Annotated in this window: 27 protein-coding genes; 21 read left to right on the top strand and 6 right to left on the bottom strand. The window is 71.1% G+C overall.

The window, feature by feature from the left end:
* Positions 1 to 46: 46 nt before the first annotated feature.
* The 6 genes from ACFV3I_RS01545 (at position 47) to ACFV3I_RS01520 (ending at position 5,467) form a co-directional block, all read left to right on the top strand.
* The gene (locus ACFV3I_RS01545; RefSeq protein ID WP_136033832.1) at positions 47 to 1,381 is read left to right on the top strand and encodes a GAF domain-containing protein; all 1,335 of its coding nucleotides are present in this window, start codon (positions 47 to 49) and stop codon (positions 1,379 to 1,381) included.
* A 9-nt stretch (positions 1,382 to 1,390) separates the two neighbouring features.
* The gene (locus ACFV3I_RS01540) at positions 1,391 to 2,503 is read left to right on the top strand and encodes an epoxide hydrolase family protein (protein ID WP_378822219.1); all 1,113 of its coding nucleotides are present in this window, start codon (positions 1,391 to 1,393) and stop codon (positions 2,501 to 2,503) included.
* A gap of 109 nt (positions 2,504 to 2,612) precedes the next feature.
* Positions 2,613 to 4,163 (top strand): aldehyde dehydrogenase family protein, encoded by a 1,551-nt coding sequence (locus ACFV3I_RS01535; RefSeq protein WP_206252179.1) that lies wholly within the window; start codon positions 2,613 to 2,615, stop codon positions 4,161 to 4,163.
* Positions 4,164 to 4,278: 115 nt separating this feature from the next.
* Positions 4,279 to 4,665 carry a DUF779 domain-containing protein gene (locus ACFV3I_RS01530; RefSeq protein WP_206252180.1) on the top strand — a complete coding sequence of 129 codons (387 nt, stop codon included), beginning with the start codon at positions 4,279 to 4,281 and terminating at the stop codon, positions 4,663 to 4,665.
* Between the two features lie 30 nt (positions 4,666 to 4,695).
* Positions 4,696 to 4,971 carry a DUF1778 domain-containing protein gene (locus tag ACFV3I_RS01525; RefSeq protein WP_136033841.1) on the top strand — a complete coding sequence of 92 codons (276 nt, stop codon included), beginning with the start codon at positions 4,696 to 4,698 and terminating at the stop codon, positions 4,969 to 4,971.
* The gene (locus ACFV3I_RS01520; RefSeq protein ID WP_378822218.1) at positions 4,964 to 5,467 is read left to right on the top strand and encodes a GNAT family N-acetyltransferase; all 504 of its coding nucleotides are present in this window, start codon (positions 4,964 to 4,966) and stop codon (positions 5,465 to 5,467) included. The genes ACFV3I_RS01525 and ACFV3I_RS01520 overlap by 8 nt, the downstream gene beginning before the upstream one ends.
* Here ACFV3I_RS01520 and ACFV3I_RS01515 read toward each other — a convergent pair.
* A complete protein-coding gene (locus ACFV3I_RS01515; RefSeq protein WP_136033845.1) occupies positions 5,457 to 6,371 on the bottom strand; it encodes a LysR family transcriptional regulator in 915 nt (304 codons plus the stop codon). The genes ACFV3I_RS01520 and ACFV3I_RS01515 overlap by 11 nt on opposite strands.
* Positions 6,372 to 6,475: 104 nt before the next feature.
* Here ACFV3I_RS01515 and ACFV3I_RS01510 point away from each other — a divergent pair, with 104 nt between their 5' ends.
* Together ACFV3I_RS01510 and ACFV3I_RS01505 are read left to right on the top strand one after the other, a co-directional pair.
* A complete protein-coding gene (locus tag ACFV3I_RS01510; protein WP_136033847.1) occupies positions 6,476 to 7,855 on the top strand; it encodes an MFS transporter in 1,380 nt (459 codons plus the stop codon).
* Positions 7,852 to 8,598, top strand: a complete 747-nt coding sequence (locus tag ACFV3I_RS01505; RefSeq protein WP_378803054.1) for a 3-hydroxybutyrate dehydrogenase — start codon at positions 7,852 to 7,854, stop codon at positions 8,596 to 8,598. Before ACFV3I_RS01510 ends, ACFV3I_RS01505 begins: the two co-directional genes overlap by 4 nt.
* A gap of 12 nt (positions 8,599 to 8,610) precedes the next feature.
* Here the strand turns inward: ACFV3I_RS01505 and ACFV3I_RS01500 are convergent, their stop codons facing one another.
* Positions 8,611 to 9,249 carry a TetR/AcrR family transcriptional regulator gene (locus ACFV3I_RS01500; protein WP_136033851.1) on the bottom strand — a complete coding sequence of 213 codons (639 nt, stop codon included), beginning with the start codon at positions 9,247 to 9,249 and terminating at the stop codon, positions 8,611 to 8,613.
* Between the two features lie 63 nt (positions 9,250 to 9,312).
* On the opposite strand from ACFV3I_RS01500, the gene ACFV3I_RS01495 reads away from it, so the two are divergent.
* Positions 9,313 to 10,626, top strand: coding sequence for a glycosyltransferase (locus tag ACFV3I_RS01495; protein ID WP_247638016.1), 1,314 nt, complete (start codon positions 9,313 to 9,315; stop codon positions 10,624 to 10,626).
* A gap of 216 nt (positions 10,627 to 10,842) precedes the next feature.
* On the opposite strand, the gene ACFV3I_RS01490 is transcribed toward ACFV3I_RS01495, so the two are convergent.
* Both ACFV3I_RS01490 and ACFV3I_RS01485 read right to left on the bottom strand, forming a co-directional pair.
* Positions 10,843 to 11,952, bottom strand: coding sequence for a hypothetical protein (locus tag ACFV3I_RS01490; RefSeq protein ID WP_378822217.1), 1,110 nt, complete (start codon positions 11,950 to 11,952; stop codon positions 10,843 to 10,845).
* Positions 11,949 to 12,989, bottom strand: a complete 1,041-nt coding sequence (locus ACFV3I_RS01485) for a hypothetical protein (protein ID WP_378822216.1) — start codon at positions 12,987 to 12,989, stop codon at positions 11,949 to 11,951. Before ACFV3I_RS01485 ends, ACFV3I_RS01490 begins: the two co-directional genes overlap by 4 nt.
* Before the next feature lie 9 nt (positions 12,990 to 12,998).
* On the opposite strand from ACFV3I_RS01485, the gene ACFV3I_RS01480 reads away from it, so the two are divergent.
* A complete protein-coding gene (locus ACFV3I_RS01480) occupies positions 12,999 to 13,358 on the top strand; it encodes a hypothetical protein (protein WP_206252185.1) in 360 nt (119 codons plus the stop codon).
* A gap of 148 nt (positions 13,359 to 13,506) precedes the next feature.
* Positions 13,507 to 13,803: a hypothetical protein gene (locus ACFV3I_RS01475; RefSeq protein ID WP_378822215.1), complete on the top strand. Its 297-nt coding sequence runs from the start codon at positions 13,507 to 13,509 to the stop codon at positions 13,801 to 13,803.
* Between the two features lie 7 nt (positions 13,804 to 13,810).
* Here the strand turns inward: ACFV3I_RS01475 and ACFV3I_RS01470 are convergent, their stop codons facing one another.
* Entirely contained in the window at positions 13,811 to 14,398 is a 588-nt protein-coding gene (locus ACFV3I_RS01470; protein ID WP_206252186.1) for an Lrp/AsnC family transcriptional regulator, read from the bottom strand.
* 152 nt (positions 14,399 to 14,550) lie between these two features.
* On the opposite strand from ACFV3I_RS01470, the gene ACFV3I_RS01465 reads away from it, so the two are divergent.
* Genes ACFV3I_RS01465 through ACFV3I_RS01445 form a run of 5 tightly spaced genes read left to right on the top strand, consistent with a single transcriptional unit; the run spans position 14,551 to position 19,789 of the window.
* Positions 14,551 to 16,137 carry an ABC transporter substrate-binding protein gene (locus ACFV3I_RS01465; RefSeq protein ID WP_136035825.1) on the top strand — a complete coding sequence of 529 codons (1,587 nt, stop codon included), beginning with the start codon at positions 14,551 to 14,553 and terminating at the stop codon, positions 16,135 to 16,137.
* Positions 16,138 to 16,148: 11 nt separating this feature from the next.
* Entirely contained in the window at positions 16,149 to 17,210 is a 1,062-nt protein-coding gene (locus ACFV3I_RS01460; RefSeq protein WP_136033861.1) for an ABC transporter permease, read from the top strand.
* Positions 17,207 to 18,118 carry an ABC transporter permease gene (locus tag ACFV3I_RS01455; protein ID WP_136033863.1) on the top strand — a complete coding sequence of 304 codons (912 nt, stop codon included), beginning with the start codon at positions 17,207 to 17,209 and terminating at the stop codon, positions 18,116 to 18,118. The genes ACFV3I_RS01460 and ACFV3I_RS01455 overlap by 4 nt, the downstream gene beginning before the upstream one ends.
* The gene (locus ACFV3I_RS01450) at positions 18,115 to 18,957 is read left to right on the top strand and encodes an ABC transporter ATP-binding protein (RefSeq protein ID WP_206252188.1); all 843 of its coding nucleotides are present in this window, start codon (positions 18,115 to 18,117) and stop codon (positions 18,955 to 18,957) included. The genes ACFV3I_RS01455 and ACFV3I_RS01450 overlap by 4 nt, the downstream gene beginning before the upstream one ends.
* On the top strand, positions 18,950 to 19,789 hold the full coding sequence (locus tag ACFV3I_RS01445; protein WP_136035828.1) for an ABC transporter ATP-binding protein: 840 nt from the start codon (positions 18,950 to 18,952) through the stop codon (positions 19,787 to 19,789). Before ACFV3I_RS01450 ends, ACFV3I_RS01445 begins: the two co-directional genes overlap by 8 nt.
* Positions 19,790 to 19,849: 60 nt before the next feature.
* Here the strand turns inward: ACFV3I_RS01445 and ACFV3I_RS01440 are convergent, their stop codons facing one another.
* On the bottom strand, positions 19,850 to 20,554 hold the full coding sequence (locus ACFV3I_RS01440; RefSeq protein ID WP_136044604.1) for a hypothetical protein: 705 nt from the start codon (positions 20,552 to 20,554) through the stop codon (positions 19,850 to 19,852).
* 225 nt (positions 20,555 to 20,779) lie between these two features.
* Here ACFV3I_RS01440 and rpsF point away from each other — a divergent pair, with 225 nt between their 5' ends.
* From rpsF to ACFV3I_RS01415, 5 genes are all read left to right on the top strand, one after another.
* Complete coding sequence (rpsF, locus tag ACFV3I_RS01435; protein ID WP_021201450.1) at positions 20,780 to 21,148, top strand: 30S ribosomal protein S6; 369 nt, start codon at positions 20,780 to 20,782, stop codon at positions 21,146 to 21,148.
* 5 nt (positions 21,149 to 21,153) lie between these two features.
* Positions 21,154 to 21,654 carry a single-stranded DNA-binding protein gene (locus ACFV3I_RS01430; RefSeq protein WP_378822214.1) on the top strand — a complete coding sequence of 167 codons (501 nt, stop codon included), beginning with the start codon at positions 21,154 to 21,156 and terminating at the stop codon, positions 21,652 to 21,654.
* A gap of 59 nt (positions 21,655 to 21,713) precedes the next feature.
* Positions 21,714 to 21,968, top strand: coding sequence for a 30S ribosomal protein S18 (gene rpsR, locus ACFV3I_RS01425; RefSeq protein WP_017203799.1), 255 nt, complete (start codon positions 21,714 to 21,716; stop codon positions 21,966 to 21,968).
* Positions 21,969 to 21,979: 11 nt separating this feature from the next.
* Entirely contained in the window at positions 21,980 to 22,432 is a 453-nt protein-coding gene (gene rplI, locus ACFV3I_RS01420; RefSeq protein ID WP_136033871.1) for a 50S ribosomal protein L9, read from the top strand.
* 129 nt (positions 22,433 to 22,561) lie between these two features.
* Complete coding sequence (locus tag ACFV3I_RS01415) at positions 22,562 to 23,293, top strand: GntR family transcriptional regulator (RefSeq protein WP_136033873.1); 732 nt, start codon at positions 22,562 to 22,564, stop codon at positions 23,291 to 23,293.
* The last annotated feature ends 44 nt before the right edge of the window (positions 23,294 to 23,337 follow it).

Genomic DNA, 23,337 nt, shown 5'->3' with positions numbered 1-23,337 from the left:
ACGCTCCTACACTGAGGGCACGCCCGTTCTCGACGAAGGAGATCGCGTGTCTGCACCGTGGCAGGGAACCCACGGGTCTCTCCCCGAGGCCCCGCGCCTGCTCGTCGAGCGTGCGCACGAGGAGCTCATCGCCGGGAACCTCGACGACCGCCGCCTGCAGGAGGTGCGCCCGCTCGTCCGGGAGTCGTGGGAGCGGTCATGGCGGGGTCGCGTCGGACCGGAAGGGCTTCCGCCGCTCGACCTGCACGCCGAGGAGCTGGAGGAGTACCGCCTCGCGCATCCGCTCGCCTCCGCGATGGACCTGATCCGTGCCCTGCTGCTGCCGGGCTCCTCGGAGGACTCCGGGGTCGTGATCGCCGTCGGCGACCAGGCCGGGCGGCTGCTGTGGATCGAGGGCGACGCGCAGCTGCGCTCGCTCACCGACGGCATGGGCTTCGTGGCGGGGGCGAACTGGTCGGAGGCCGCCGTGGGCACCAGCGCACCGGGCACCGCGCTCGCCCTCGGGCAGTCGGTGCAGATCCGCGGCGCCGAGCACTACAACCGGCTCGTGCACCCGTGGTCGTGCAGCGCGGCGCCCGTGCGCGACCCGGAGACCCAGCGGGTGCTCGGCGTGATCGACATCACCGGCGGCGCCGAGGTCGTCACCCCGCAGGCCCGGCTGCTCGTTGACGCGACCGCCCGTGCCGTCGAGTCCGAGCTGATGGTGGCCCGGCTGCGGCGGCGCGCCGAATCCCCGCGCAGCCGTCCCTCCCCGAAGCCCCGAGCGACGGCGACCGCCCGCGCGCGGCTGCACGTGCTCGGCCGCGACCGCGCGCGGCTGGAAACGGAGTCCGCGCACGAGGAGGCGGTGATCGAGCTGAGCGCGCGGCACGCCGCCATCCTCCTGATGCTCGCGGTGCACCGGCAGGGGCTCTCCGCCGAACGGCTGTGCGAGCTGGTGTACGGGCCCGACGTGTCGCCCGACACCCTGCGCCCGGAGATGGTGCGGCTGCGGAAGGTGCTGGAGCGCACGGCTCCCGACCTGGTGCCCGAGTCCCGCCCGTACCGGCTGCCCGTGCCGCTCGAGACCGACGCCCACGACGTGCTGTCGCTGCTCGACCGCGGCGCCCACCGCGTCGCGCTCACCGCCTACCGCGGCGCCGTGCTGCCCGAGTCGACCTCACCGGGCGTGGAGGAGTTCCGCGACACCGTGCGCGCGGCGCTCCGGGAGGCGATGCTGTCGGAGGCGAGTCTCGACGTGCTGCTCGCGTACGCGGACATCCCCGAGGGGCGGGAAGACGCGGAGGTGCTGCGGCTCGCGCTGGAGATGCTGCCCGCGCGCTCGCCGCGGCGGGCGGGCCTGGTCACCCGCATCGAACGCGCTGTCGGTGGCCCCGCGTAGCGTCCGGGCATGACCGAGATCCGTCCGTTCCGCGTGCACGTGTCCGACGAGGTGCTCGACGATCTGCGCGCCCGCCTTCGACGCGCGCGGCTGCTCGACGACTCACCCCGGCGCATGCGCTCCGGCATGAACGCGGCCTGGCTGCGTGAGCTCGTGCAGTCCTGGGCGGAGTGGGACTGGCGGGCGCGGGAGGAGTGGCTCAACGGCTTCCCGCAGTTCCTCGCCGAGGTCGACGGCACCGACATCCACTTCGCGCACCTGCGCTCCGAGCGGCCCGACGCCCCGGCGCTGCTCCTCATGCACGGCTGGCCGCACACGTTCGCGCTGCAGCTCGACGCCGCGGCGCTCCTCGACGACGTCCACGTGGTGGTCGCCAGCCTGCCCGGTTTCGCGTTCTCGCAGCCCTACGCCGACGGTCCGGCCGACGAGCGGCGCTTCGCCGCCACGATGCACCGGCTGATGACCGAGGTGCTGGGCTACGACTCCTACGTCACCTACGGCGAAGACGTCTCGGCGAACGTGAGCGATCTGATCGCCGTGTCATACCCCGATCGGGTGGCGGGCATCGTCGCGACCCATGCGCACTTCGGCACGCCGGAGGAGCGGGCGGCCAGCGACGACCCGGAGGTGCAGGCGTTCTTCGCCCGGCTCGACGCCGAGCACGGACCGAACGGGTCGTACGGGCACGTGCAGTGGGCGCGGCCCGACACCCTGGCCGCGGCGCTCAACGACTCCCCGGCGGGGCTGCTCGCGTGGATCGCCGAGAAGCTGTCCGAGTGGGCCGACACCGACGGCGACGACCCGGCGGCCGTGCAGGCCGTGATCTCGCGCGACCGCATCCTCACCGAGGCGATGATCTACTGGGTCACGCAGAGCATCGCGAGCTCCTTCCGGCCGTACTACGAGGGCGCCGACACTCCGGCCCCGATGCCGCCGGTCACGGTCCCCGCCGCGGTGTTCATCCAGCGCCACGAGCACGACTACCCCGAGGGGCTCGCCCGCGGCTACTACCGCGACCTGCGCGTGTTCGAGCGGCTCGAGCACGGCGGCCACTTCACGATCGCCGAGGTGCCGGGGGCGATGGCCGAGCGGTTCCGCGCCTTCCTCGCCGCGCTCCCCTGAGGCTGCAACCTCCTGCAACGTTGCGCACGGGGCTGCAACGGGGAGCCGCCTACCGTCGGAGACAGCCGCTGAGCATCGAGGCCGCGGCCCACCCGTCGAAGGAGACCCCATGACCATCGTCGAAGAAGACGTGTCCCTCGCCTACGCCGCTCCGGGGCAGCCCGGTGCCGTGGCCACCTATCGCCCCCGCTACGGGCACTACATCGGCGGCGAGTTCGTCGAGCCCGTGAAGGGCCAGTACTTCGAGAACATCAGCCCGGTCAACGGCAAGCCCTTCACCGAGGTGGGCCGCGGCACGAGCGAAGACGTCGACCGCGCGGTCGACGTGGCGTGGAAGGCGTTCGCCACCTGGGGCAAGACCAGCCCCGCCGAGCGCTCGGTGCTGCTGAACCGCATCGCCGACCGGATGGAGCAGCACCTGGAGGCCATCGCGGTCGCCGAGACCTGGGAGAACGGCAAGCCCGTGCGGGAGACCCTCGCCGCCGACATCCCCCTCGCGATCGACCACTTCCGCTACTTCGCCGGGGTCCTGCGGGCGCAGGAGGGCGGCATCAGCCAGCTCGACGAGAACACCGTCGCGTACCACTTCCACGAGCCGCTGGGCGTGGTCGGACAGATCATCCCGTGGAACTTCCCGATCCTGATGGCCGTGTGGAAGCTGGCGCCGGCGCTCGCCGCGGGCAACTGCATCGTCATCAAGCCGGCCGAGCAGACCCCCGCCTCGATCCTGTTCCTGTTCGACCTGATCGGCGACCTCATCCCGGCCGGCGTCGTGAACATCGTGAACGGGTTCGGCATCGAGGCCGGGGCGCCGCTCGCGCAGCACAAGCGCATCCGCAAGGTGGCGTTCACGGGCGAGACCACGACCGGGCGGCTGATCATGCAGTACGCGTCGCAGAACCTCATCCCGGTGACGCTGGAACTGGGAGGCAAGAGCCCGAACGTGTTCTTCGAAGACGTCGCGCGCTCCACGACCGACCCGTTCTACGACAAGGCGCTCGAGGGCTTCACGATGTTCGCGCTGAACCAGGGCGAGGTGTGCACGTGCCCGTCGCGGGCGCTCATCCAGCGCTCGATCTACGACGGCTTCCTCGCCGACGGGCTGGAGCGGGTGAAGAAGGTCGTGCAGGGCAACCCGCTCGACCCGGCGACGATGATCGGCGCGCAGGCGTCGAACGACCAGCTGGAGAAGATCCTCAGCTACATCGACATCGGGAAGCAGGGCGGGGCGCGACTGCTCGCGGGCGGTGAGCGGGCCGACCTCGGCGGCGACCTGAGCGACGGGTTCTACGTGCAGCCGACCGTGTTCGAGGGCACGAACGACATGCGCATCTTCCAGGAGGAGATCTTCGGCCCTGTGCTGTCGGTCACCTCGTTCGACGACTTCGCCGACGCGATCTCGATCGCCAACGACACCCTGTACGGTCTCGGCGCGGGGGTGTGGAGCCGCAGCGGCGACACGGCCTACCGCGCCGGCCGGGCGATCGAGGCCGGCCGGGTGTGGACGAACACGTACCACCAGTACCCGGCGCACGCCGCGTTCGGCGGGTACAAGCAGTCCGGCGTCGGCCGGGAGAACCACAAGATGATGCTCGACCACTACCAGCAGACGAAGAACCTCCTGGTGTCGTACGCCGAGGGCCCGATGGGCTTCTTCTGATCCGCCTCCCGGGCGGGCGCGGCAGCGTCCGCCCGGGATACTCCGGTCGTCGAGCGAGCGACGCGCGAGCGGCGGGGTCTCGCTCGACGACCGGGCACCACGGAAGGACGAGCACATGACGGCGAGCACCCCCGAGCGGGTCGCGGTGACGGAGCCCGCGGCCGCACTCGTGCGTGAACTGACCGCGCAGCACGGTCCGCTCATGTTCCACCAGTCGGGCGGCTGCTGCGACGGCTCCGCGCCCATGTGCTACCCCGTGGGGATGTTCCTCACCGGTCCGGGCGATGTGCTGCTCGGACGGCTCGACGTGGGGCTGACCGAGCCCGTGGAGGTGTTCATGTCGGCGTCGCAGTTCGAGTACTGGAAGTACACGCACCTCACGATCGACGTGGTCCCCGGCCGCGGCGCCGGCTTCAGCGTGGAGGGCCCGACGGGTCTGCGGTTCCTCATCCGCTCGCGCATGCTCGACCCCGCCGAGCTCCTCTCCCTCGGGCTCGCCTGATCGTACGGTGATCTGCCGTACACTGGGGCGATGAGTACTCCCCTGAAGAACGCCCGCCTGGAGTTCCGCGTCACCTCGGAGCAAAAAGCGGCGATCGAGGAGGCGGCTGCCATCGAGGGCCGCACGGTGACCGACTTCTCCGCTGCGGCCCTCGTGGAGCGGGCGGAGGAGGTGATCCAGCGCGACCGCAGGATGCTCGTCGACATGGTGCGCTTCGACGCATTCATCGAGGTGATGGACCGCCCGGCGCGGTCCATCGACGGGCTGCGCACGCTCCTGGACCGGGAGTCCGTGTTCGTTGACTGAGTTCCTCACGCCGCGGCCGCTCGCCGTGGGCGACGCGGTCGCCGACTTCCGGTGCGGGGTGGAGAGCCTCGATATCTGGCTCCGCGGGCGCGCGCGTCGCAACGAGAAGAGCGGCGCATCGCGCACGATGGTCTCGGTCACGCGCGAGGGCCGGGTGGCCGGGTATTACTGTCTGTCCGCGAGTTCGCTCGACCGTGCCGAGGGTCCCCTTCCGCTGTCGGCAGGGATGCCGTCGTCCGTGCCGGTCGTGCTCCTCGGTCGGCTCGCCGTCGATCAGGAGTTCTCGGGGCTCGGGCTCGGGGCCTCGCTGCTGCAGCACGCGACACTCCGTGCGCTGGAGGCCGCGGCCACGATCGGCATCCACGCCGTCCTGGTGCACGCGATCAGCGACGAGGTCGTGCCCTTCTACGAGCGCTTCGGCTTCACGGGCTTTCCCGGAGAGCGCCGCACGCTGTACCTGCTGACAAAGGACGCCCGCGCGACGCTCAGGCGGTGAGGCCGTCGAGCATCGCCCGGGAGGCGCGGGTGCGGGCGCGCAGCGCGTCGGCGAGGGCGGCGACCGCGGGGAGCCGCAGCGACTCGGGCCGGGCGACCATGTAGTACGGCAGCTTCTCGGCGAACACCGACGGCAGCAGTCGCACCAGGTCGTCGTGGCGGTCGGCGGCGAAGCACGGCAGCAGCCCGATGCCCGCGCCCGCCCTGGTCGCCTCCACGTGCACGAACACGTTCGTCGACGTGAGGCCGTCCTGCATCCCGGGCACGAGCCGGCGCGGGAGGTCGAGTGCGTCCACCTGCAGCATCGAGTCGACGAAGTACACCAGGCGATGCCGCTCCAGCTCCTCCCGCGTGGCCGGCGTGCCCGTGCGCGCGAGGTAGTCGCGCGAGGCGTACATGCCGAGCGTGTAGGTGCCGAGCTTCACCGCGTGGGCTCTGCGGGTCTGGGGTGCGCCGACCACCACCTCCAGGTCGAGCCCGGCGCGGTGCTCGGCCGCCCGCCGCGTCGCGGCGACGATCTCGACGGTCAGCCGCGGATGCTCGAGGCGCAGGTCGGCGATGGCGGGCGCCGCGATGTAGGCGCTGAAGCCGTCCGTGGCCGACATCCGCACGACGCCCGCGACCGGGTCGGGGGTGTCGCCGCCGCCGTCGTCGAGCTGCGATAGTGCGGCCTCGATGCGTCCTCCGGTCTCGGCGGCGGTGCGCCCGAGGTCGGTGAGCTCCCATCCGGATGCGGACTGAGCCACGACCCGTCCGCCGAGGGCGTCTTCCAGGGCGGCGATGCGCCGGGCGACCGTGGTGTGGTCGAGGCCGAGGTGCGTCGCGGCGCTCGTGTAGCGACCGGTGCGGGCGACCGCGAGCAGCACGAGCAGGTCGTCAGCCCGGGGTCGCCTCGTCGCCTCCATTCTGCAATTATGCACAGGGGCTGCGCGTGACTGGGCATTGCTGCAGCCTCAGCGCCCGCCGACACTGGTCGGGAGGTGTCACCGTCGACACCCGAAGGAGAGACATGGCATCCCCCACTGCTGCATCCCCGACCGCCGCACCCCCGTCGAAGCTCAAGCGCGTCGTCGCGGCCTCCATGGCCGGCACCGTCGTCGAGTGGTACGAGTTCTTCCTCTACGCCACCGCCGCGAGCCTGGTGTTCGGCACCTACTTCTTCCCCGCGACCGGATCCCCGCTGGACGGCATCATCGCCGCCTTCGTCACCTACGCGGTCGGCTTCATCGCGCGCCCGCTCGGCGGCATCGTGTTCGGGCAGATCGGCGACCGCTTCGGCCGCAAGCCCACCCTGCAGGCCACGATCATCATCGTCGGCGCCGCGACGTTCCTGATGGGCTGCCTGCCCGGGTTCCAGAGCATCGGCTACTGGGCCCCCGCGATGCTCGTGGCCCTGCGGTTCATCCAGGGCTTCGCGGTCGGCGGCGAGTGGGGCGGCGCGGTACTGCTGGTCGCGGAGCAGAGCCCCGACCGCTCGCGCGCGTTCTGGTCGAGCTGGCCGCAGGCCGCCGTCCCGGTGGGCAACCTGCTCGCCACGCTCGTGCTGCTCGTGAGCTCGTGGGTCATGAGCTCCGCCGCGTTCCTCGAGTGGGGCTGGCGCATCGCGTTCTGGCTGTCCGCCGTGATCGTCCTCGTCGGCTACTACATCCGCCGTCACGTGGAGGAGGCGCCGATCTTCCTGGAGGCGAAGGCCCAGGTCGAGACCGAGAAGGCCACCTCCTACGGCGTCGTCGAGGTGCTGCGCCGCTACCCGGTCGGCATCGTGCAGGCGATGGGTCTCCGGTTCGCGGAGAACATCGTCTACTACATCGTCGTCAGCTTCACGATCGTGTACCTCAAGACCGTGCACGAGTACGACACCAGCCAGCTGCTGCTGGCGCTGCTGATCGCACACGTGGTGCACTTCGCGGTCATCCCGCAGCTCGGCCGGCTCGCCGACCGCTGGGGCCGCAAGCCCGTGTACCTGACCGGCGCGATCCTCAGCGCGACGTGGGCGTTCTTCGCCTTCCCGCTGTTCGACACCCTCAACCCGGTGCTGATCGTGCTGGCGGTGACGATCGGGCTCTGCTTCCACGCGTTCATGTACGCGCCGCAGCCGGCCGTGATGGCGGAGCTGTTCCCGACGCGCATGCGCTACTCGGGCGTCTCGCTGGGCTCGCAGGTGACGGCCATCCTCGCCGGCTCGCTCGCCCCGATCCTGGCGATCCAGTGGCTGCGCGACTTCGGCTCCTGGCTGCCGATCGCGATCTACATCGTGATCGCCTGCGTGGTCACGGCCATCGCCGTGCTGTCGCTGCGCGAGACCACCGGCATCTCCCTGCAGGCGATCGACGACGAGGACGCGGCGCGCACCGCGGCGCGGCTGGACGCGGAGAAGGCCACCGCATGACGGATCTGTCCGGACGCCGGGCCCTCGTGACGGGCGGAGCGAGCGGGATCGGCGCCGCGTGCGTGCGCGCGTTCGCCGCCGCGGGGGCCCGGGTGACCGTCGCCGACATCGACGGCGACGCGGCGCGGGCCCTCGCGGCGGAGGTGGGCGGGGAGGCGTGGCAGGTGGACCTGTCCGACGTCGCCGCGCTCGCCGAGGTGCGGATCGACACCGACATCCTCGTGAACAACGCGGGTGTGCAGCACGTCAGCCCCATCGAGGAGTTCGATCCGGAGCGGTTCTCGTTCCTCCTGCGGCTGATGCTGGAGGCGCCGTTCCTGCTGATCCGCGCCGCCCTCCCCGGCATGTACGAGCGAGGGTTCGGGCGGGTGCTGAACGTGTCGAGCGTGCACGGCCTGCGGGCCTCGCCGTTCAAGGCGGCGTATGTCGCGGCCAAGCACGGGCTGGAGGGCCTGTCGAAGGTCACGGCGCTGGAGGGCGCGGCCCACGGGGTGACGAGCAACTGCCTGAATCCGGGCTACGTGCGCACGCCGCTGGTGGAGAAGCAGATCGCGGATCAGGCGCGGCTGCACGGCATCGCGGAGGACGAGGTGCTGGAATCGGTGCTGCTCACCGAGTCCGCGATCAAGCGGCTGGTGGAACCGGAGGAGGTCGCGGCGCTCGCGCTGTGGCTCGCGGGCGACGCGGCGGGCATGATCACCGGAGCAAGCCACACGATGGATGGCGGCTGGTCGGCGCGCTGACGCGCAGGCGCGTCAGGGGCGTGTGACCTCGGCGAGCACCGTCGTGCGCAGCCATTCGGCGTAGCGGGCGGGCGTCCACCCGGACTGCGCGACCAGCTGCTGGTAGCTCTCGGGCGACAGCAGGAACGACAGGGCATCGGCGGTCGCGTCGGTGTCGGTGGCCGCGGGGGCGATGCCGCGCCGCACCAGCTCCGCCACGAACCCGCGGTAGTCCGCCGCCCGGTTGTCCAGGATGCGGCGGAGCGCTTCGTCGACGACGGGGTCGGACAGCGCGGCCCCGAGCAGGACGGTCCACAGGCCGTGCCCGCGCTGGTTGGCCGTGGTGATCTGGGTGAGCACGCCGTCGAGGAACGCGTCGTCGGGCAGGTCGAGCAGTCCGGAGGCGACCTCCGTCTCCACGAGTGACTCCGCGGCCTCCGACCCGGAGAACGTCACCTCGAACGCGGCGATCAGCAGCTCGGCCTTCGCCGCGGTGGTCTTCACGGTCTCGGCCGACACCCCGGCCTCGCGGGCGATGGCAGCGATCGTGGTCGCCTGGTACCCCTGCGACGCGAAGAGGCGGGCGGCCGCGGCGACGATGCGCGCTCGCGTCTCCTGGGCCTGGCGGGTGCGCAGGGCGGACGTGTAGGCACGCGGGGCGGCTTCAGCCATTGACTTTCCTCAGGGGGTGATGAATACTTCGACGGTACAGTCAATCCTAACCGAAGGCACCCCATGTCCAGCTACCTCCTCACCTGCACTCCCGCTCACGGGCACGTGCTGTCCCTCCTGCAGGTCGCCCGGCACCTGGTCGACGCCGGGCACGAGGTCGGATTCCTCACCAGCGCCCGCTACGCCGACCGCGTGCTGGCCAGCGGCGCCCGCTTCCTTCCGCTGCCGCCCGAGGCCGACGTCGACCTCGACGACGCCGACGGCGCGTTCCCCGAGCGTGCGGGTCTCACCGGCCCCGCAGCACTCCGGTTCGACATGAGCACGCTGTTCGTGCGGCCCGGTGCCGCCCAGCTCGCGGCCGTGCGCGCCGAGCTCGCCTCCCGTCGCATCGACGCCGTCCTCACCGAGCCGCTCTTCGTCGGGGGTGCGCTGCTGCAGCTCCTGCCCGCGGCCGAGCGGCCGCCCGTGATCGCGCTCGGGATCTTCCCCCTCGGAGCCCGCAGCGTCGACACCGCGCCGTTCGGTCTGGGCGTCACCCCGATGCGCGGGCCGCTGGGGCGCCTGCGCAACGCGGCCCTGCGGCTCGTCGCCGAGCGCGCGATCTTCGGCGGGGTGCAGCGTGAGGCCGACGACATGGCGCGGCAGACCGTCGGCCGCGACCTCGGCGGCTTCGTGCTGGACTGGGCGGGACGCACCGACGCCTACGTGCAGTTCACGGTGCCCGAGTTCGAGTATCCGCGCGGTGACCTCCCCGACACGGTGCACTTCGCCGGACCGCTGCCCACGACCGCGTCCGACGCCCCGCTGCCGGACTGGTGGGACGACCTCGACGGCGACCGCCCGGTCGTGCACGTCACCCAGGGCACCATCGCCAACTCCGACTTCACCCAGCTCGTGCTGCCCGCGGTGCACGGGCTCGCGCCGTCCGACCTGCTCGTGGTGGTGACGACGGGCGGGCGCCCGAGGAACAGCCTTCCCGCCGACCTGCCGGAGAACGTGCGGGTGGCGGAGTACCTGCCGTACGACCGGCTGCTGCCGAAGATCGACGTGCTGGTCACCAACGGCGGGTACGGCGGTGTGCAGCAGGCCCTCGCCCACGGGGTGCCGATCGTCGTCGCCGGCCAGACGGAGGACAAGGTGGAGGTCTCGGCGCGCGTGGGCTGGTCGGGCGCCGGCGTGAACCTCCGCACCAACACCCCGGCGTCCGCCCAGATCGCCGCGGCCGTGCACCGCGTGCTGGCGCAGCCCTCGTTCCGCGTGGCGGCGGAGCGCATCGGCACGTCGATGCGGTCGGCCGATGCGTGGTCGACCCTGGATGGGGTGCTCGACCGGGTGACGCGGTCGTGGCCGGCGCGGGAGACCGTCGCGGAGAGCTGAGCGCGCGGTCCATTCCGGCGCATGGACGCAACAGGACGCAACGTCGACCGGTATACCATCCTGGGCAGGCGCCTCCCGGTGTCAGTCCCCAGCTGACCTGGCGGGCGCGACGGCATCGCCGTCATGCGGAGGGAACGTCGGAATTCCTTTCGATCCCGAGGGGGGATGGGGTGGGAGTCGATCCCCAGACGACACCCACCCCCACTTCGCACGCGGTCAGTTCCAGCGCGTCAGCAACCAGAACGCCGCGAAGCCGATCACCACGATCAGGGGAAGCCACGTCCCGGTGCGCTTGAGGCGTCGTCCCTGCGGCGCGACGCCCGGCGGCGGAGTCAGCAGGCCGACCGGCGGAGCGAACGGCAGTGCGTGCCCGCCGGAGGATCCCGCCGTGACGGGCGGCGTCCCCTGCGCAGCCAGCCGATCGTCGCGCCATCGCGCCCACTGGTCGAACTTCGTCAGCAGCGCGCCGACCGCGCCGAACAGCCACGCCCAGGTCGCCGGATCCAGCGTCGACACCTTGCGCTGCGTGTACAGGAACAGCCAGTCGTCGACGATCTCCACGTCGAGCTGTGCGGCGTTGTCGATGAACCGCGCCATGATGTCGGGCGTGAAGAGGTAGAGCGCATCCTGCTCGTAGCCCTCGGGGCAGTACAGGGTGAAGTGCCGGTCGAAGTCGCCCTCGAGCGACAGCCGCTGCGCCCGCTGGAACGACGCCGGAAGGTTGGAGCCGAAGCCGTTGTTGCCCGTCGCGTCGAGCACGATGTTGGGCAGCGGCACGTCGAGCTTCACGGCCACGTAGCCCCAGCGGTAGGTCGTGGAGTTCTTCCCTGACTGCACCGTGTACTGGTAGTTGCCGAACTCCACGAACCGCGGGTGGCTGCCGCGCACCAGGTCCGTGGCGAGGCGCGACCGGCCCAGCTGGAAGATCATGCCGGGCAGCGGCGGGTCGTCCACGCGCGGCTCGTACGTCATGCCGTTGGCCTGGGCGAAGCGGTGCAGCCGGTAGCGGGTGGCCTGACCGTTGCGCACGGCCATCCAGATGAGCACGCCGACCGCGGCCGCGAGCAGCACGATCAGCACGAGCGGGATCGCGGCCGCGCCGGGGGATCCGGTGGATGCGGCCAGGCTCAGCACCACCGTGAACAGGATCGGCAGCATCACCAGCCCGGCGATCGACACGGCGACGATCGCGATGATGGAGGACACCGCCATGCCCGATGTGCGCCGCGACCGCAGCTCGGCGGCGAAGGCGCGCACGGCGGCCGGGTCGACCGGTTCCGTGAGGGGACGGGCGTCGAAGCTCGGCGCCGGAGCGGGCGCCGTCACCGGTTCACCTCGTCGGCGTCCCACGTGAGGTCGGCGCCCTCGCGCAGGGCCAGCGCCTCCAGCCGCTCGTCCGTGCAGATCGCGCGGATGAGCTCGGGCGAGCCCGCGACGATCGTCGAGTCGAAGTCGATCTCCGAGACCATGACCCAGGCGCGGTCGTCGGGCCACAGCAGGCTCGGACTCTGCGCCGACGGCGGGAACCCGTGCTCCTCGGCGGCGAGGTCGCGCCACGGCGCCCGCAGGACCCAGTCCGGATCGGCGAACTCCGATGCTCCGGCGGTGAACGGCACGTGGTCGCGCTGGGGGAGCCGCAACCGGGGCCCCTCCGAGATCTCGCGTGACAGGATGCCCTCCTGCCAGGTGGGCTTGCGGAAGCCGTTGTTGAACGGATCGTGGGTGCTGCGCTCCAGCATCGCCCGGTGGTGGGGGTCGTCGTCGAACCCGAGGAACGCGCGCGACGGCGTCTGTCCGAAGAAGCCGACCAGCCCGCCCCATCCCTCCCACAGCGCCGCGACCCCCGCGTCGGGTGTCGCGGTGTGCGCGGCGAGGTGGCCCGCCAGCACGGACAGCAGGTCGGGGTCGAGCTCCCCCTCCGCAGGGGCGTTGTACTCGCGCCCGTCCGGGCCGATCCGGGTGCGCCAGTCGCCGTCGACCGGGGTGCGCACGATCCGCTGCCACTGTGCCAGTGCGTGCATCGTGGTGCCGAAGACCGCGGCGGTGTCGGCCCAGGTCACGCGCTCGCCGGAGAACTGCGCGTCGAGCCGGCGGCGCTCGGGTTCCGGCAGGCGCTCCCACTCCTCGGGGGTGGGGTACGGGCGGTCGGGCAGGGAGCGCACGACCCCCGGATGGAACACGCGCGCGTAGGCGGGGAACCCGCGCGGCACCACGCCGTGCATGCTCGCGGTCACGTCGTCGTCGAGGCGGTCGCGCAGCCAGGCGCCGGGGCTCGGGTCGGCCATCCACTCCATGCGACCCACGGTACCGGCCGGGCCCGGGCGCCCGGCCTCCCGCGCGGCGGCGTCTGCGGCATCCTCCATAATCGAGGGGTGACTGCGACTGCGACCCTTCCCTCCCTCGACGGCCGACGCTTCCGCATGGTGTCGTCCACCACCTCCGCCGTCGACCCCGACGCCCCCAGCATCTTCGAGTACTTCGAGCGCGACGGCGCCATCTGGGGCGGGTACGAGGGCGACACGGTCACGTTCGGCAAGTTCGTCGGAACCCGCACCGCCGACACCATCTGGGTGTCGTTCGTGCACGTGCTCAAGACCGACGGCACCGTCGTCACCGGCGACGGCGAGAGCGAGCTCGAGCTCACCGACGACGGCCGCATCCGCCTCGTCGAGCACTACGAGATGCACGGCCTGCCGCAGCTGAGCGTGGTCGAGGAGATCCCCGCCGCCTGACCCGGGTCGGCGGGGCGGCCTCGTGCCGGGTTCATGATCACCCGCGAGGTCCGCTCGTCCAGTAACGTGTTACCTGCGCGCACTCGGGTGAGTGAGGGGAGGCGCGCGACGGGCGAAGGTCGAGGTCGACCGGAACGGAGTCACGCGCATGGACGTTTCCGACGAGGAACCCCCACGCGATCCGGCGGTGACGCGGCGAAAGATGCGGCGCCTCGCGCGGCTCGGCGTCTGGGTCCTGGCGATCGCCTCGGTGTGGACGGGCATCGCACTGACGGTCTCGCGAACCGTGACCGTCTGGGAGCCGGTCGACGGGTCGGCGGGAACCTACGCCGCCCATCCGGTCGACGTGACCGGGGTCGGGCTCGCTCTTCTCGTGGTGGGTCTCGTGATCCTCGCTGCGCTGCTCATCCTCGAGGGATACGGCCGGAGCGACACCGAGCGCTGACCCCGGGTCAGCGGGGCGGGAGGGTGTCGCGGCCGGGGGAGGCGGGCGTCCAGCGGGTCATGCCGAGCGGCACCTCGGTGTCGCGCTCCGGGAGGTCGGCGGGCAGCAGGTAGGGGCGGCGGACCACCTCGTCGAGCACCACGACGCTGACCACGGTGCGCACCTCGGGCAGCTGCGCGATCACCCCGGTGGAGAACTCGTGCACCCCGCTGACGTCGACCGCGCGGATCAGCAGCATCGCGTCGTGCTCGCCCGTGGTGATGGCGCACCACTCCACGTCGGGCATCTCGATGATGCGCTCCCGGAACGAGGCCCAGGCCTGCGGCATGACCGTGACGAACACGAGCGCGCCGATCGACAGTCCGGCCTTGGCGTGATCGACGCGGGCGCTGAAGCCGGTGATGACGCCGTCGTGCACCAGGGACTCGACCCGGGTGTAGGCGCTGGCGCGGGAGATGCCGACCTTCTCGGCCAGTGCGGCGATCGAGACGCGACCGTTATCACGCAGCACATCGAGGATTCTGTACGCCGTCTCATCCAGTGGGGCGGCACTTCGTCCAGAAAGCTTCGACGGATCCGCATCCTTGCTGGACATATTGCTCCTGACATCCGAGGTTCTGGACAAAGCGTGCCGATGTGACCCGCACTTGCTGGACACATCGTCGCATATGATGCGAATCTGATCACCGGTCGTCCACATCGGACATCACCGGAACCCGAATGTACTCCTCGCCCTTGGAGGCCCTCATGTCGTCACGCCGTTTCACGCCGGTCATCGCGCTCGGAGCCGTCGCGCTCCTGGCGCTCGCGGGTTGCTCGGGAGGGAACTCGGCGAACAACTCCGACGCGTCCCAGGGCTCCGACTCGCTCGTCATCGACACCGCGTTCTCGATCGAGACCGCCGACCCCGGTCACACCTACGACCCGACCGGCAACATGATCGCGAAGGCCCTGTACGAGACCCTCGTCGACTTCGAGGGCTCCGACGTCTCCACGCCGGTCCCCGGTCTCGCCTCGTGGGAGCAGAACGACGCCGCGACCGAGTTCACCTTCACGCTCGAGGGCGACCGCGTGTTCTCCGACGGCTCGCCCGTCGAGGCGAAGGACGTCGTGTTCTCGCTGCAGCGCATCCAGGGCATGGAAGACGCCAAGCCCAACTTCCTGCTCGGCGGCCTCACCATCACCGAGGTCGACGACAAGACCATCCGGTTCACGTCCGAGACCCCGCTGCTGCAGCTCCCGGCCATCCTCGCGAACCCGGCCCTCGGCATCGTGAACTCCGACGTGGTGATCGAGAACGGCGGCGCGATCGACGGCACCGACTCGGCGCAGGAGTTCCTCGACGGCGAGTCCGCGGGCTCCGGGCCGTTCGTGCTCGACACGCTCGACCTCAGCTCGCAGGTGGTCCTGAAGAGCAACGACGAGTACAACGGCGACGAGAAGTCGGCCTACAGCCGCGTGGTCGTGCGCAACGTGTCGGAGAGCGCCACGCAGCTCGCCAACCTCAAGGGCGGCGACTCGATGGTCGCGATGGACCTCAACGGCGACCAGGTCGCGGGCCTCGGCGACGACATCACGGTCGACTCGGTCCCGTCGGGCCAGACCATCTTCCTGCTGCTGAACCAGTCGCCCGCCGTGGCCGGCGAGCTGGCCAACGTGAAGATCGCCGAGGCGATCCGCTACGCGCTCGACTACGACGCGCTGCTCGAGCTCGCCGGTGCGGGCGCCGTGCAGGCGACGGGCGTGATCCCGCCCGGATTCGAGGGTGCACTCGACGGCGGCGTGGAGCAGGACCTCGACAAGGCGAAGGCCGCGCTCGCCGAGGCCGGCTACACCGGCCAGACGCTGAAGCTGCAGTTCCCGAACGACTACCCGGTCGGCGGCGTGGAGTTCACCCCGCTCGCGGAGCGCGTGCAGGCGCAGCTCGAAGACGCCGGCATCACGGTCGAGCTCGCCCCGGCCCCGTTCGCGACCGAGCTCGACGCGTACGTCAACGGCACCGAGGGCTTCGGCCTGTGGTTCTGGGGTCCGGACTACGCCGACTCGGCGAACTTCCTCCCCTTCGCTCCCGGTCTGAAGGTCGGCCTGCGCGCCGGCTGGGCGGCCGAGGCCAACCCGGAGATCGCGGGCATCGCGGCGGGTGCCGCGAGCGCCACCGACCCCGCGCAGCGCGAGGCCGCGTTCACCGAGTTCGCCGAGGCGATGCAGGAGCAGGGTCCGTTCGTGCCGCTCATCGTCCCCGGCCGCAACATCTCCTCCGCGAGCGACGTGACCGGTGCCGTGTACAACTCCGTGTGGGAGATGGACATCGCCGAGATCGCCCCGGCCGGCTGAACGGACCTTCCATGACGACAGTGGCCGTGCAGAGGCAGGCGCAGCGGCGCCGTTCGCCTCTCGTCGGATACCTGCTGCGGCGGGCCGGGACCTCCCTGCTCCTGTTGGTGGGCGTGACGATCGTCACGTTCGCGCTCACCAACCTGGTGCCGGGAGACCCGGTCTCGGCCGCCCTCGGTGAGGGCGCGTCGCAGAACCCGGCGACTCGCGAGGCGTTCATCAAGGCGAACGGACTCGACCAGCCACTGTTCGTGCAGTACTTCATCTATATGGGGAACCTGCTCCGCGGGGACCTCGGCACGTCGCTGGTGACCGGACGCCCGGTCACCAGCGACCTCGCCACCGCGGTGCCCGCGACGATCGAGATCGCGATCGGGGCGATCATCGTCAGCCTCGCGGTCAGCATCGTGCTCGGCACGCTCGCCGCCTACCGCCGGGGCCTGGTCACCGACCAGGTCATCCGCGTGGTCACCCTCGTCGGCCTCAGCGTCCCCACCTTCTGGCTCGCGCTGGTCAGCTTCTACGTCTTCTTCCTGGAGCTGCGCATCGCGCCGGGCTCGGGGCGCATCTCGCCGTCGATCACCCCGCCGCCGCGCGTGACCGGGCTCTACACGGTCGACTACCTGCTCAACGGCGACGGCGTCGGCTTCTTCGATGCGCTCGCCCACCTCGCTCTTCCCGTCATGGTGCTCTCGCTCGTGACCATCGGCCTGCTCACCCGGTTCATCCGCACGTCGGTGCTGGAGGTGCTGGGCAGCGACTACGTGCGGGCCGCCCGCGCCAAGGGCCTCCCGGCCATGCGCGTCATCCTCGACTACGTGCTCCGTGGAGCCTCGCTGCCGATCCTCACCGTGGTGGGCGTCGCATTCGGGGCCCTGCTGTCGGGCACCGTGCTCGTGGAGTCGGTGTTCGCGTGGCCGGGCCTGGGCACGTACGCCTACAACTCCGCCGCGAACCTCGACCTGCCCGGCATCATGGGCGTCGGCCTGGTCGTCGGCGTGATCTACCTCCTCATCAACTTCATCGTCGACCTGCTCTACGGCGTGCTCGACCCGAGAGTGAGGATCGCATGAGCCGCATCGACGCCGCCGCCGGCCCCTGGCGCTTCCGCTTCCGCTGGCCCCGCGCCTGGCGCACCCCGCTCGGCATCATCGGCACCGTGATCGCGGCGGCCTGGATCGTCATCGCCTTCACGGCGCAGTGGTGGGTGCCGTACCCGCCGAACGCGCAGGTGCTGCCGCGACTGCAGGAGCCGGGCATCGACACGATCCTCGGCACCGACGGCAACGGCCGCGACATCTTCTCGCGACTGATGACCGGAGCGACCGTGAGCCTGCCGCTCGCGCTCATGCTCGTGATCGCGGCGATGATCATCGGCACGCTCATCGGCGCCGTCGCGGGCTACTTCGGCCGCGCGGTCGACGAGACGCTGATGCGCATCACCGACCTCTTCATGGCGTTCCCGACCGTGATCCTCGCGATGGTGGTCGCCGCGTCGCTCGGCCCGTCGCTGTTCAACGCGGTGATCGCGGCGATCGTGGTGTCGTGGCCGCAGTACGCCCGCGTCACCCGCAGCATCGTGCTCGGCCTGCGCGGACAGAACTACGTGATCGCCGGACGCCTGCTCGGCCACTCGCCGCTGCGGACCCTGTTCGTCGACATCCTCCCCAACATCGCCGGGCCCGTGCTCGTGCTCGCCACGCTCGACATCGGCGCCGCGATCCTGCTGCTCTCCGGCCTCTCCTTCCTCGGCCTCGGCGCGCAGCCGCCCACCGCCGAGTGGGGGTCGATGATCTCGGGGGCCATGCAGAACTTCGACGCCTGGTGGCTCGGGGTGTTCCCCGGTCTCGCGATCCTCACGGTCGTGCTGGCGTTCAACTTCCTCGGCGATGCGATGCGCGACGTGCTCGACCCGACCGCCGAGGTCACGCACGAGAAGGAGGCCGACCACCAGGCCTCCGCGACGGGGGTGCCCGCATGACCGCCGCGCTGAGCATCCGCGATCTCACGGTCGACATCGGCCGTCCGCTCGTGAAGGGCGTGTCGCTCGAGCTCGAGGCCGGGCGCATCCACGGCCTCGCGGGCGAGTCGGGCTCCGGCAAGACCCTCACCTCGCTCGCGGTGCTCGGGCTGCTACCGCGGCAGGCCCGCACGGGCGGCTCGATCACCCTCGCGGGGGAGGAGCTGCTCGGCCTGAAGCGCCGCGGCCTCAACCGCATCCGCGGGAAGCGCATCGCGATGGTGTTCCAGGACCCGTCGGCGTCGCTGCACCCGCAGCTCCCGGTCGGCCGCCAGCTCACCGACCACATGCGCGTGCACCTCGGCCTCACGGGCGCCGCGGCGCGCGAGCGGGCGGTGGAGCTGCTGCAGACCGTGCAGGTGCCGAACCCGGCCGAGGCGCTGAAGCGCTACCCGCACCAGTTCTCGGGCGGGCAGCGGCAGCGCATCGCGATCGCGTGCGCCCTGGCGTGCGACCCCGAGGTGCTGCTGGCGGACGAGCCCACCACGGCGCTCGACGTCACGGTGCAGGCCGGCATCCTGCAGCTGCTGCGCGACCTCGCCATCGAACGGAACCTCGCCGTGCTGCTCGTGACGCACGACCTCGGCGTGATGAGCGCGATCGCCGACACCGTCGCGGTCATGAAGGACGGCCGCATCGTGGAGCTCGCCGACCGCGAGACCCTGTTCCTGCACCCGCAGCACGAGTACACGCGGATGCTGCTCGCCGCCCTCCCCGGCTCGCGCATCGAGGCGCCCGCGGTCGACGCGACGGACCAGGTCGATGCGGTCGACCCGATCGAGGAGGATGCGCATGAGTGAGGTCAGCGTCCTCGACGCGCGCGACGTGGTCGTGCGCTACCCGGGCAACCCGCCGGTGATCGCCGTGAACGGGGTGTCCGTCCGCGTGGCCGCGGGGGAGACCGTCGCGCTGGTGGGCGAGTCGGGCAGCGGCAAGTCGAGCCTCGCCCGCGCCGTCGTCGGCATCGAGAAGACCGCCGCCGGCACGGTCGAGTTCCGCGGGGCCCCGGTCGCGCCGCTCGGCATCCGCCGCCGGTCGACCGCCCTGACCGGGATCCAGATGGTGTTCCAGGACCCGTCGACCTCGCTGAACCCTCGCCGACGCATCGGCGACCAGATCTCCGACGGCATCGCCACCGCCCGAGCGCGCGGTGCCGCCGGATCCACCGTGGAGGAGTGGCTCGAACGCGTCGGGCTGCCCGCGAACGTCCGCACCCGCTTCCCGCACCAGTTCTCGGGCGGGCAGAAGCAGCGCATCGCGATCGCCAGGGCCCTGGCCGCGCGGCCCTCGCTGCTCGTGGCCGACGAGCCCATCTCGGCGCTCGACGCCTCGACGCAGACGAGCGTGGCCGGACTGATGCGCGACCTGGTGGCCGAGTCGGGCGCCGGCATGCTCTTCATCTCGCACGACCTCGCCGTGGTGCGCCGCATCGCCGATCGCACCCTGGTCATGTTCGCGGGACGGGTGCTCGAGTCGGGCCCCACGGAGCAGCTGTGGTCCGCGCCGCAGCACCCCTACACGCAGGCCCTGCTCGCGGCCATCCCCGAGCCGGACGGCGCCGGCCGCATCCCCGACGCCCCCTCCACGGACGACCGCGCCGTGTGGGCCGAGGTCCCGCCCGTCGCCTACTGACGCGGGGCCGGACGGCGAAGGGCCGGGGCGCATGCCCCGGCCCTTCGTGTCATCCCCGGATCACACCGGGGCGACGATGTCCTGCTTCACGTCCCACTCGGTGATCTCCATCGCGATCTCCAGCGACTGGCCCTCGACGGACGCGGTGCTCTTCGATGCGAGGTTGACGTAGTCGGCGGTGACCTCGAACGCCACGTCGACCGTCGTGCCCTGCTGGTCGACCGAACCGGTGATCAGGAACACCTTCTGGCCGAGGCGCTCGCCGGTGCCGCTCACGGTGAAGTCGCCCGCGAGGGCCTCGGCCGCGGCGGCGGGGTCCATGGCGGCGACGTCGGCCGCGCTCGTGCTGAGGCCCGCGATGATCGGGTCGCTGGAGTCCGGGTCGGCCGGCTGCCAGTCGCTCGACGGCGACTTGACCCACACGTCGTCGCCGATCGCGACGATCGAGCCCATCGGCGAGATCGACTCGAGGGCGTTCTCGGAGGGGTTCACGCGGGCGGTGCTCTCCATGCCCAGCACGCTCGTCTTGGCGGCGTAGCCCGCGGAGTCGGCCATCGCGTCGGCGATGCACGTGCCGAGCGCCGTGCCGTCGACGGTCGCGCCCTCGGCCAGCTCGGGGCAGTCCGTGGCCGGTGCGTCGGCCTCCTGCGATGCGGCCGTGCTCGGCTTCGCGTCGGCCGGCTTGTCCGATCCGCCAGCCGAGCATCCGGTGAGCATGACGGCGGCGGCGAGAACGACGCCGACCCCCCACTTGTTGACGCGCATGGCGCCCCCCTCCAGTCATGTGCCCGATGACGGTCATCGGGCACGCCCTCCAGCATGCCAAGCCGCGGGCCGATCGGTGGGAGGCGGCTCGGAGGAATGTCCGCTAGACTGTCGAGGTTGTCTGCCTTCCGGCACCCACTCGGGTTCCACGGGCGGGCACGTGCACACACCCTCCTGCTCCCGGGAAAGTCCCGAGAGCCGTTCTAGTCCGAAGGAGGTGGGTAAGTGACGCACCAGTACGAACTCATGGTCATTCTGACCCCCGAGATCGACGAGCGCCAGGTCGCCCCGACGCTCGACAAGTTCCTGAAGGTCATCACCAACGATGGTGGCTCGATCGAGAACGTCGACATCTGGGGCAAGCGCCGTCTGGCCTACGAGATCCAGAAGAAGACCGAGGGCATCTACGCCGTCGTCAACTTCACCGCGACCAGCGCCGCCACGCAGGAGCTCGACCGTCAGCTCAAGCTGAACGAGCAGATCATGCGCACCAAGGTCCTGCGCGCGGAAGAGGCTCAGGCGATGATCGCGTCCGAGGCCAAGCGCTCCGAAGAGAAGGCTGCCCGCAAGGCCGCCAAGGCTGCGAAGGCCTAAGTCTCATGGCCGGCGAAACCGTCATCACCGTGGTGGGAAACCTCACGGCCGACCCCGAGCTGCGGTACACGCAGAACGGGCTGCCGGTGGCGAACTTCACCATCGCATCGACGCCGCGCAACTTCGACCGTGCCGCGAACGAGTGGAAGGACGGCGAAGCGCTGTTCCTCCGCGCGTCGGTCTGGCGCGAGTTCGCGGAGCACGTGGCGGGCTCGCTGACCAAGGGCATGCGCGTGATCGCGCAGGGCCGTCTGCGTCAGCGTTCCTACCAGGACCGCGAGGGCAACCAGCGCACCGCGATCGAGCTGGAGGTCGACGAGATCGGCCCCTCGCTGCGGTACGCGACCGCGCAGGTCACCCGTGCGGCCTCGAGCGGTGGCGGTGGCGGGCAGTCCCGTCCGCAGCAGCAGCAGGTGTCGGAGGAGCCGTGGTCCACGCCCGGCTCGTCGACCAGCGCCGACGCCTGGAGCACTCAGGGCAGCTTCGGCGACGACACCCCGTTCTGATCAATTCTCCGGATGCGCGCGAGCGCGCAGCGTCCGATCATCATCACTAAGGAAGAGCAATGGCTGGAAAGTCGAGCGGCGACCGCCGCAAGCCGCGGAAGGGCGCGAAGAACGCCGCCCCCGCGAAGTCCATCCGGGTCGGTGTCATCGATTACAAGGATGTCGCCACCCTCCGCAAGTTCGTCTCGGAGCGCGGCAAGATCCGCGCCCGTCGCATCACCGGTGTGTCGGTGCAGGAGCAGCGTCTGATCGCCACGGCGATCAAGAACGCGCGCGAGATGGCGCTCCTGCCCTACGCTGGCGCCGGCCGGTAAGGGGTACTGAGATGGCAAAGCTGATTCTCACGAACGAGGTCGCCGGGCTGGGTAGCGCCGGTGACGTGGTCGAGGTCAAGAACGGGTACGCCCGCAACTACCTCATCCCGCAGGGTTTCGCGACCGCGTGGACGCGCGGTGGCGAGAAGCAGGTCGCGTCGATCCAGGCCGCACGCCAGGCGCGTGCGATCCACGACCGCGACGAGGCCGTGGCCCTGAAGAACTCGCTGGAGGCCGCCAAGGTGCGCCTCGCGGTCAAGGCCGGCAAGGAGGGTCGTCTCTTCGGCTCGGTCAAGACCGCCGACGTGGCCGACGCGGTCGAGGCCGCCGGTCTCGGTGCGATCGACAAGCGCAAGGTGCACATCACGTCGCCCATCAAGGCGACCGGTGAGCACGAGGCGACCGTGCGTCTGCACGAGGACGTCACCGCGGTCATCACGCTGCAGGTCGTCGCCGCCAAGTAAGGCACGTCTGTCGAACGCCCTCCGTCCTCCGGGACGGGGGGCGTTCGTCGTTCTCCGGCCGCGACGCGTTCGGTGATCTTGGATCCAGAATGCAGAGTTTGAGGGCTTCGATCCGATAGCCTCTGACCCATGGTGAAGTCAGGGGACGCGGCCGCGTCTGCGAAGGATCGCGCCGATGCGCTGCAGAAGCTCGCCCAGCGACACGGGGCCGGGTATCGGTCGGTCGGCGCGATGGCGTACGACATCATCCGCGACGCGATCCTCGATGGCACGCTCCCGCCCGGCATGAAACTGCGCCAGGAGACCCTCGCCGAATCGATCGGCATCTCCCGCCTCCCGATCCGCTCCGCCCTCATCCAGCTCGAGGCCGACGGGCTCGTGGTGTTCCACGCCCGCCGCGGCGCGATGGTGCGGGCGCTGTCCACGGAGGAGGCCGGGGAGGTCTACCACCTGCGCATGCTGCTCGAGAAGGAGGCGCTGCGCCTGGCGATGGCGGAGATCACGCCCGAACGGGTCGAGCGCCTGCGGGAGCTCGCGAAGACCGCCGACGACATCTCCGAGGGCGGCGAGTTCGTCGAGGCGCGCACCGAGTTCTACGCCACCCTGTACGACGCGCAGGCCCGCCCGCTGCTGTGGGAGATGATCGAGCAGCTGCGGCTCAAGCTCGGGCGCTACGTGCTGGGGTGGCGGCTGGGGCCCGCGGGCTCGCACGATCATTCGCACACCGAGCTCGTCGACGTGGTCGCGGCCGGCGACGCGAAGAAGGCGCTGGGCGTGCTGGAGGCCCACCTGACCCAGGTGCGCGACGGCGTGATCGCCCTGCTCGACGACGCGGCCGCGGAGGGCGCGGACAACTCCTGACGCGGCGCACGACTCGCGGCGGGCGACTCCGCGGACACACCGCT

Origin of the sequence: Microbacterium sp. NPDC059771 (assembly GCF_042732495.1) — a bacterium.
GTDB classification, from domain to species: Bacteria; Actinomycetota; Actinomycetes; order Actinomycetales; family Microbacteriaceae; genus Microbacterium; species Microbacterium sufflavum.
Note: the sequence above shows the minus strand (reverse complement) of the source record. Positions and strands in the feature narration are given on the sequence as shown.

Bases quoted from the DNA above. Each gene is read 5' to 3' on its own strand.
- ACFV3I_RS01430 (WP_378822214.1), top strand. From the start codon at position 21,154: ATGGCCGGCGAAACCGTCATCACCGTGGTGGGAAACCTCACGGCCGAC.
- ACFV3I_RS01465 (WP_136035825.1), top strand. From the start codon at position 14,551: ATGTCGTCACGCCGTTTCACGCCGGTCATCGCGCTCGGAGCCGTCGCG.
- ACFV3I_RS01540 (WP_378822219.1), top strand. From the start codon at position 1,391: ATGACCGAGATCCGTCCGTTCCGCGTGCACGTGTCCGACGAGGTGCTC.
- ACFV3I_RS01505 (WP_378803054.1), top strand. From the start codon at position 7,852: ATGACGGATCTGTCCGGACGCCGGGCCCTCGTGACGGGCGGAGCGAGC.
- ACFV3I_RS01500 (WP_136033851.1), bottom strand. From the start codon at position 9,249: ATGGCTGAAGCCGCCCCGCGTGCCTACACGTCCGCCCTGCGCACCCGC.
- ACFV3I_RS01530 (WP_206252180.1), top strand. From the start codon at position 4,279: ATGACGGCGAGCACCCCCGAGCGGGTCGCGGTGACGGAGCCCGCGGCC.
- ACFV3I_RS01455 (WP_136033863.1), top strand. From the start codon at position 17,207: ATGAGCCGCATCGACGCCGCCGCCGGCCCCTGGCGCTTCCGCTTCCGC.
- ACFV3I_RS01525 (WP_136033841.1), top strand. From the start codon at position 4,696: ATGAGTACTCCCCTGAAGAACGCCCGCCTGGAGTTCCGCGTCACCTCG.
- ACFV3I_RS01485 (WP_378822216.1), bottom strand. From the start codon at position 12,989: ATGGAGGATGCCGCAGACGCCGCCGCGCGGGAGGCCGGGCGCCCGGGC.
- ACFV3I_RS01475 (WP_378822215.1), top strand. From the start codon at position 13,507: ATGGACGTTTCCGACGAGGAACCCCCACGCGATCCGGCGGTGACGCGG.
- ACFV3I_RS01440 (WP_136044604.1), bottom strand. From the start codon at position 20,554: ATGCGCGTCAACAAGTGGGGGGTCGGCGTCGTTCTCGCCGCCGCCGTC.
- ACFV3I_RS01535 (WP_206252179.1), top strand. From the start codon at position 2,613: ATGACCATCGTCGAAGAAGACGTGTCCCTCGCCTACGCCGCTCCGGGG.
- ACFV3I_RS01445 (WP_136035828.1), top strand. From the start codon at position 18,950: ATGAGTGAGGTCAGCGTCCTCGACGCGCGCGACGTGGTCGTGCGCTAC.
- rpsR (WP_017203799.1), top strand. From the start codon at position 21,714: ATGGCTGGAAAGTCGAGCGGCGACCGCCGCAAGCCGCGGAAGGGCGCG.
- ACFV3I_RS01515 (WP_136033845.1), bottom strand. From the start codon at position 6,371: ATGGAGGCGACGAGGCGACCCCGGGCTGACGACCTGCTCGTGCTGCTC.
- ACFV3I_RS01510 (WP_136033847.1), top strand. From the start codon at position 6,476: ATGGCATCCCCCACTGCTGCATCCCCGACCGCCGCACCCCCGTCGAAG.
- ACFV3I_RS01470 (WP_206252186.1), bottom strand. From the start codon at position 14,398: ATGTCCAGCAAGGATGCGGATCCGTCGAAGCTTTCTGGACGAAGTGCC.
- ACFV3I_RS01495 (WP_247638016.1), top strand. From the start codon at position 9,313: ATGTCCAGCTACCTCCTCACCTGCACTCCCGCTCACGGGCACGTGCTG.
- ACFV3I_RS01415 (WP_136033873.1), top strand. From the start codon at position 22,562: ATGGTGAAGTCAGGGGACGCGGCCGCGTCTGCGAAGGATCGCGCCGAT.
- ACFV3I_RS01450 (WP_206252188.1), top strand. From the start codon at position 18,115: ATGACCGCCGCGCTGAGCATCCGCGATCTCACGGTCGACATCGGCCGT.
- ACFV3I_RS01460 (WP_136033861.1), top strand. From the start codon at position 16,149: ATGACGACAGTGGCCGTGCAGAGGCAGGCGCAGCGGCGCCGTTCGCCT.
- rplI (WP_136033871.1), top strand. From the start codon at position 21,980: ATGGCAAAGCTGATTCTCACGAACGAGGTCGCCGGGCTGGGTAGCGCC.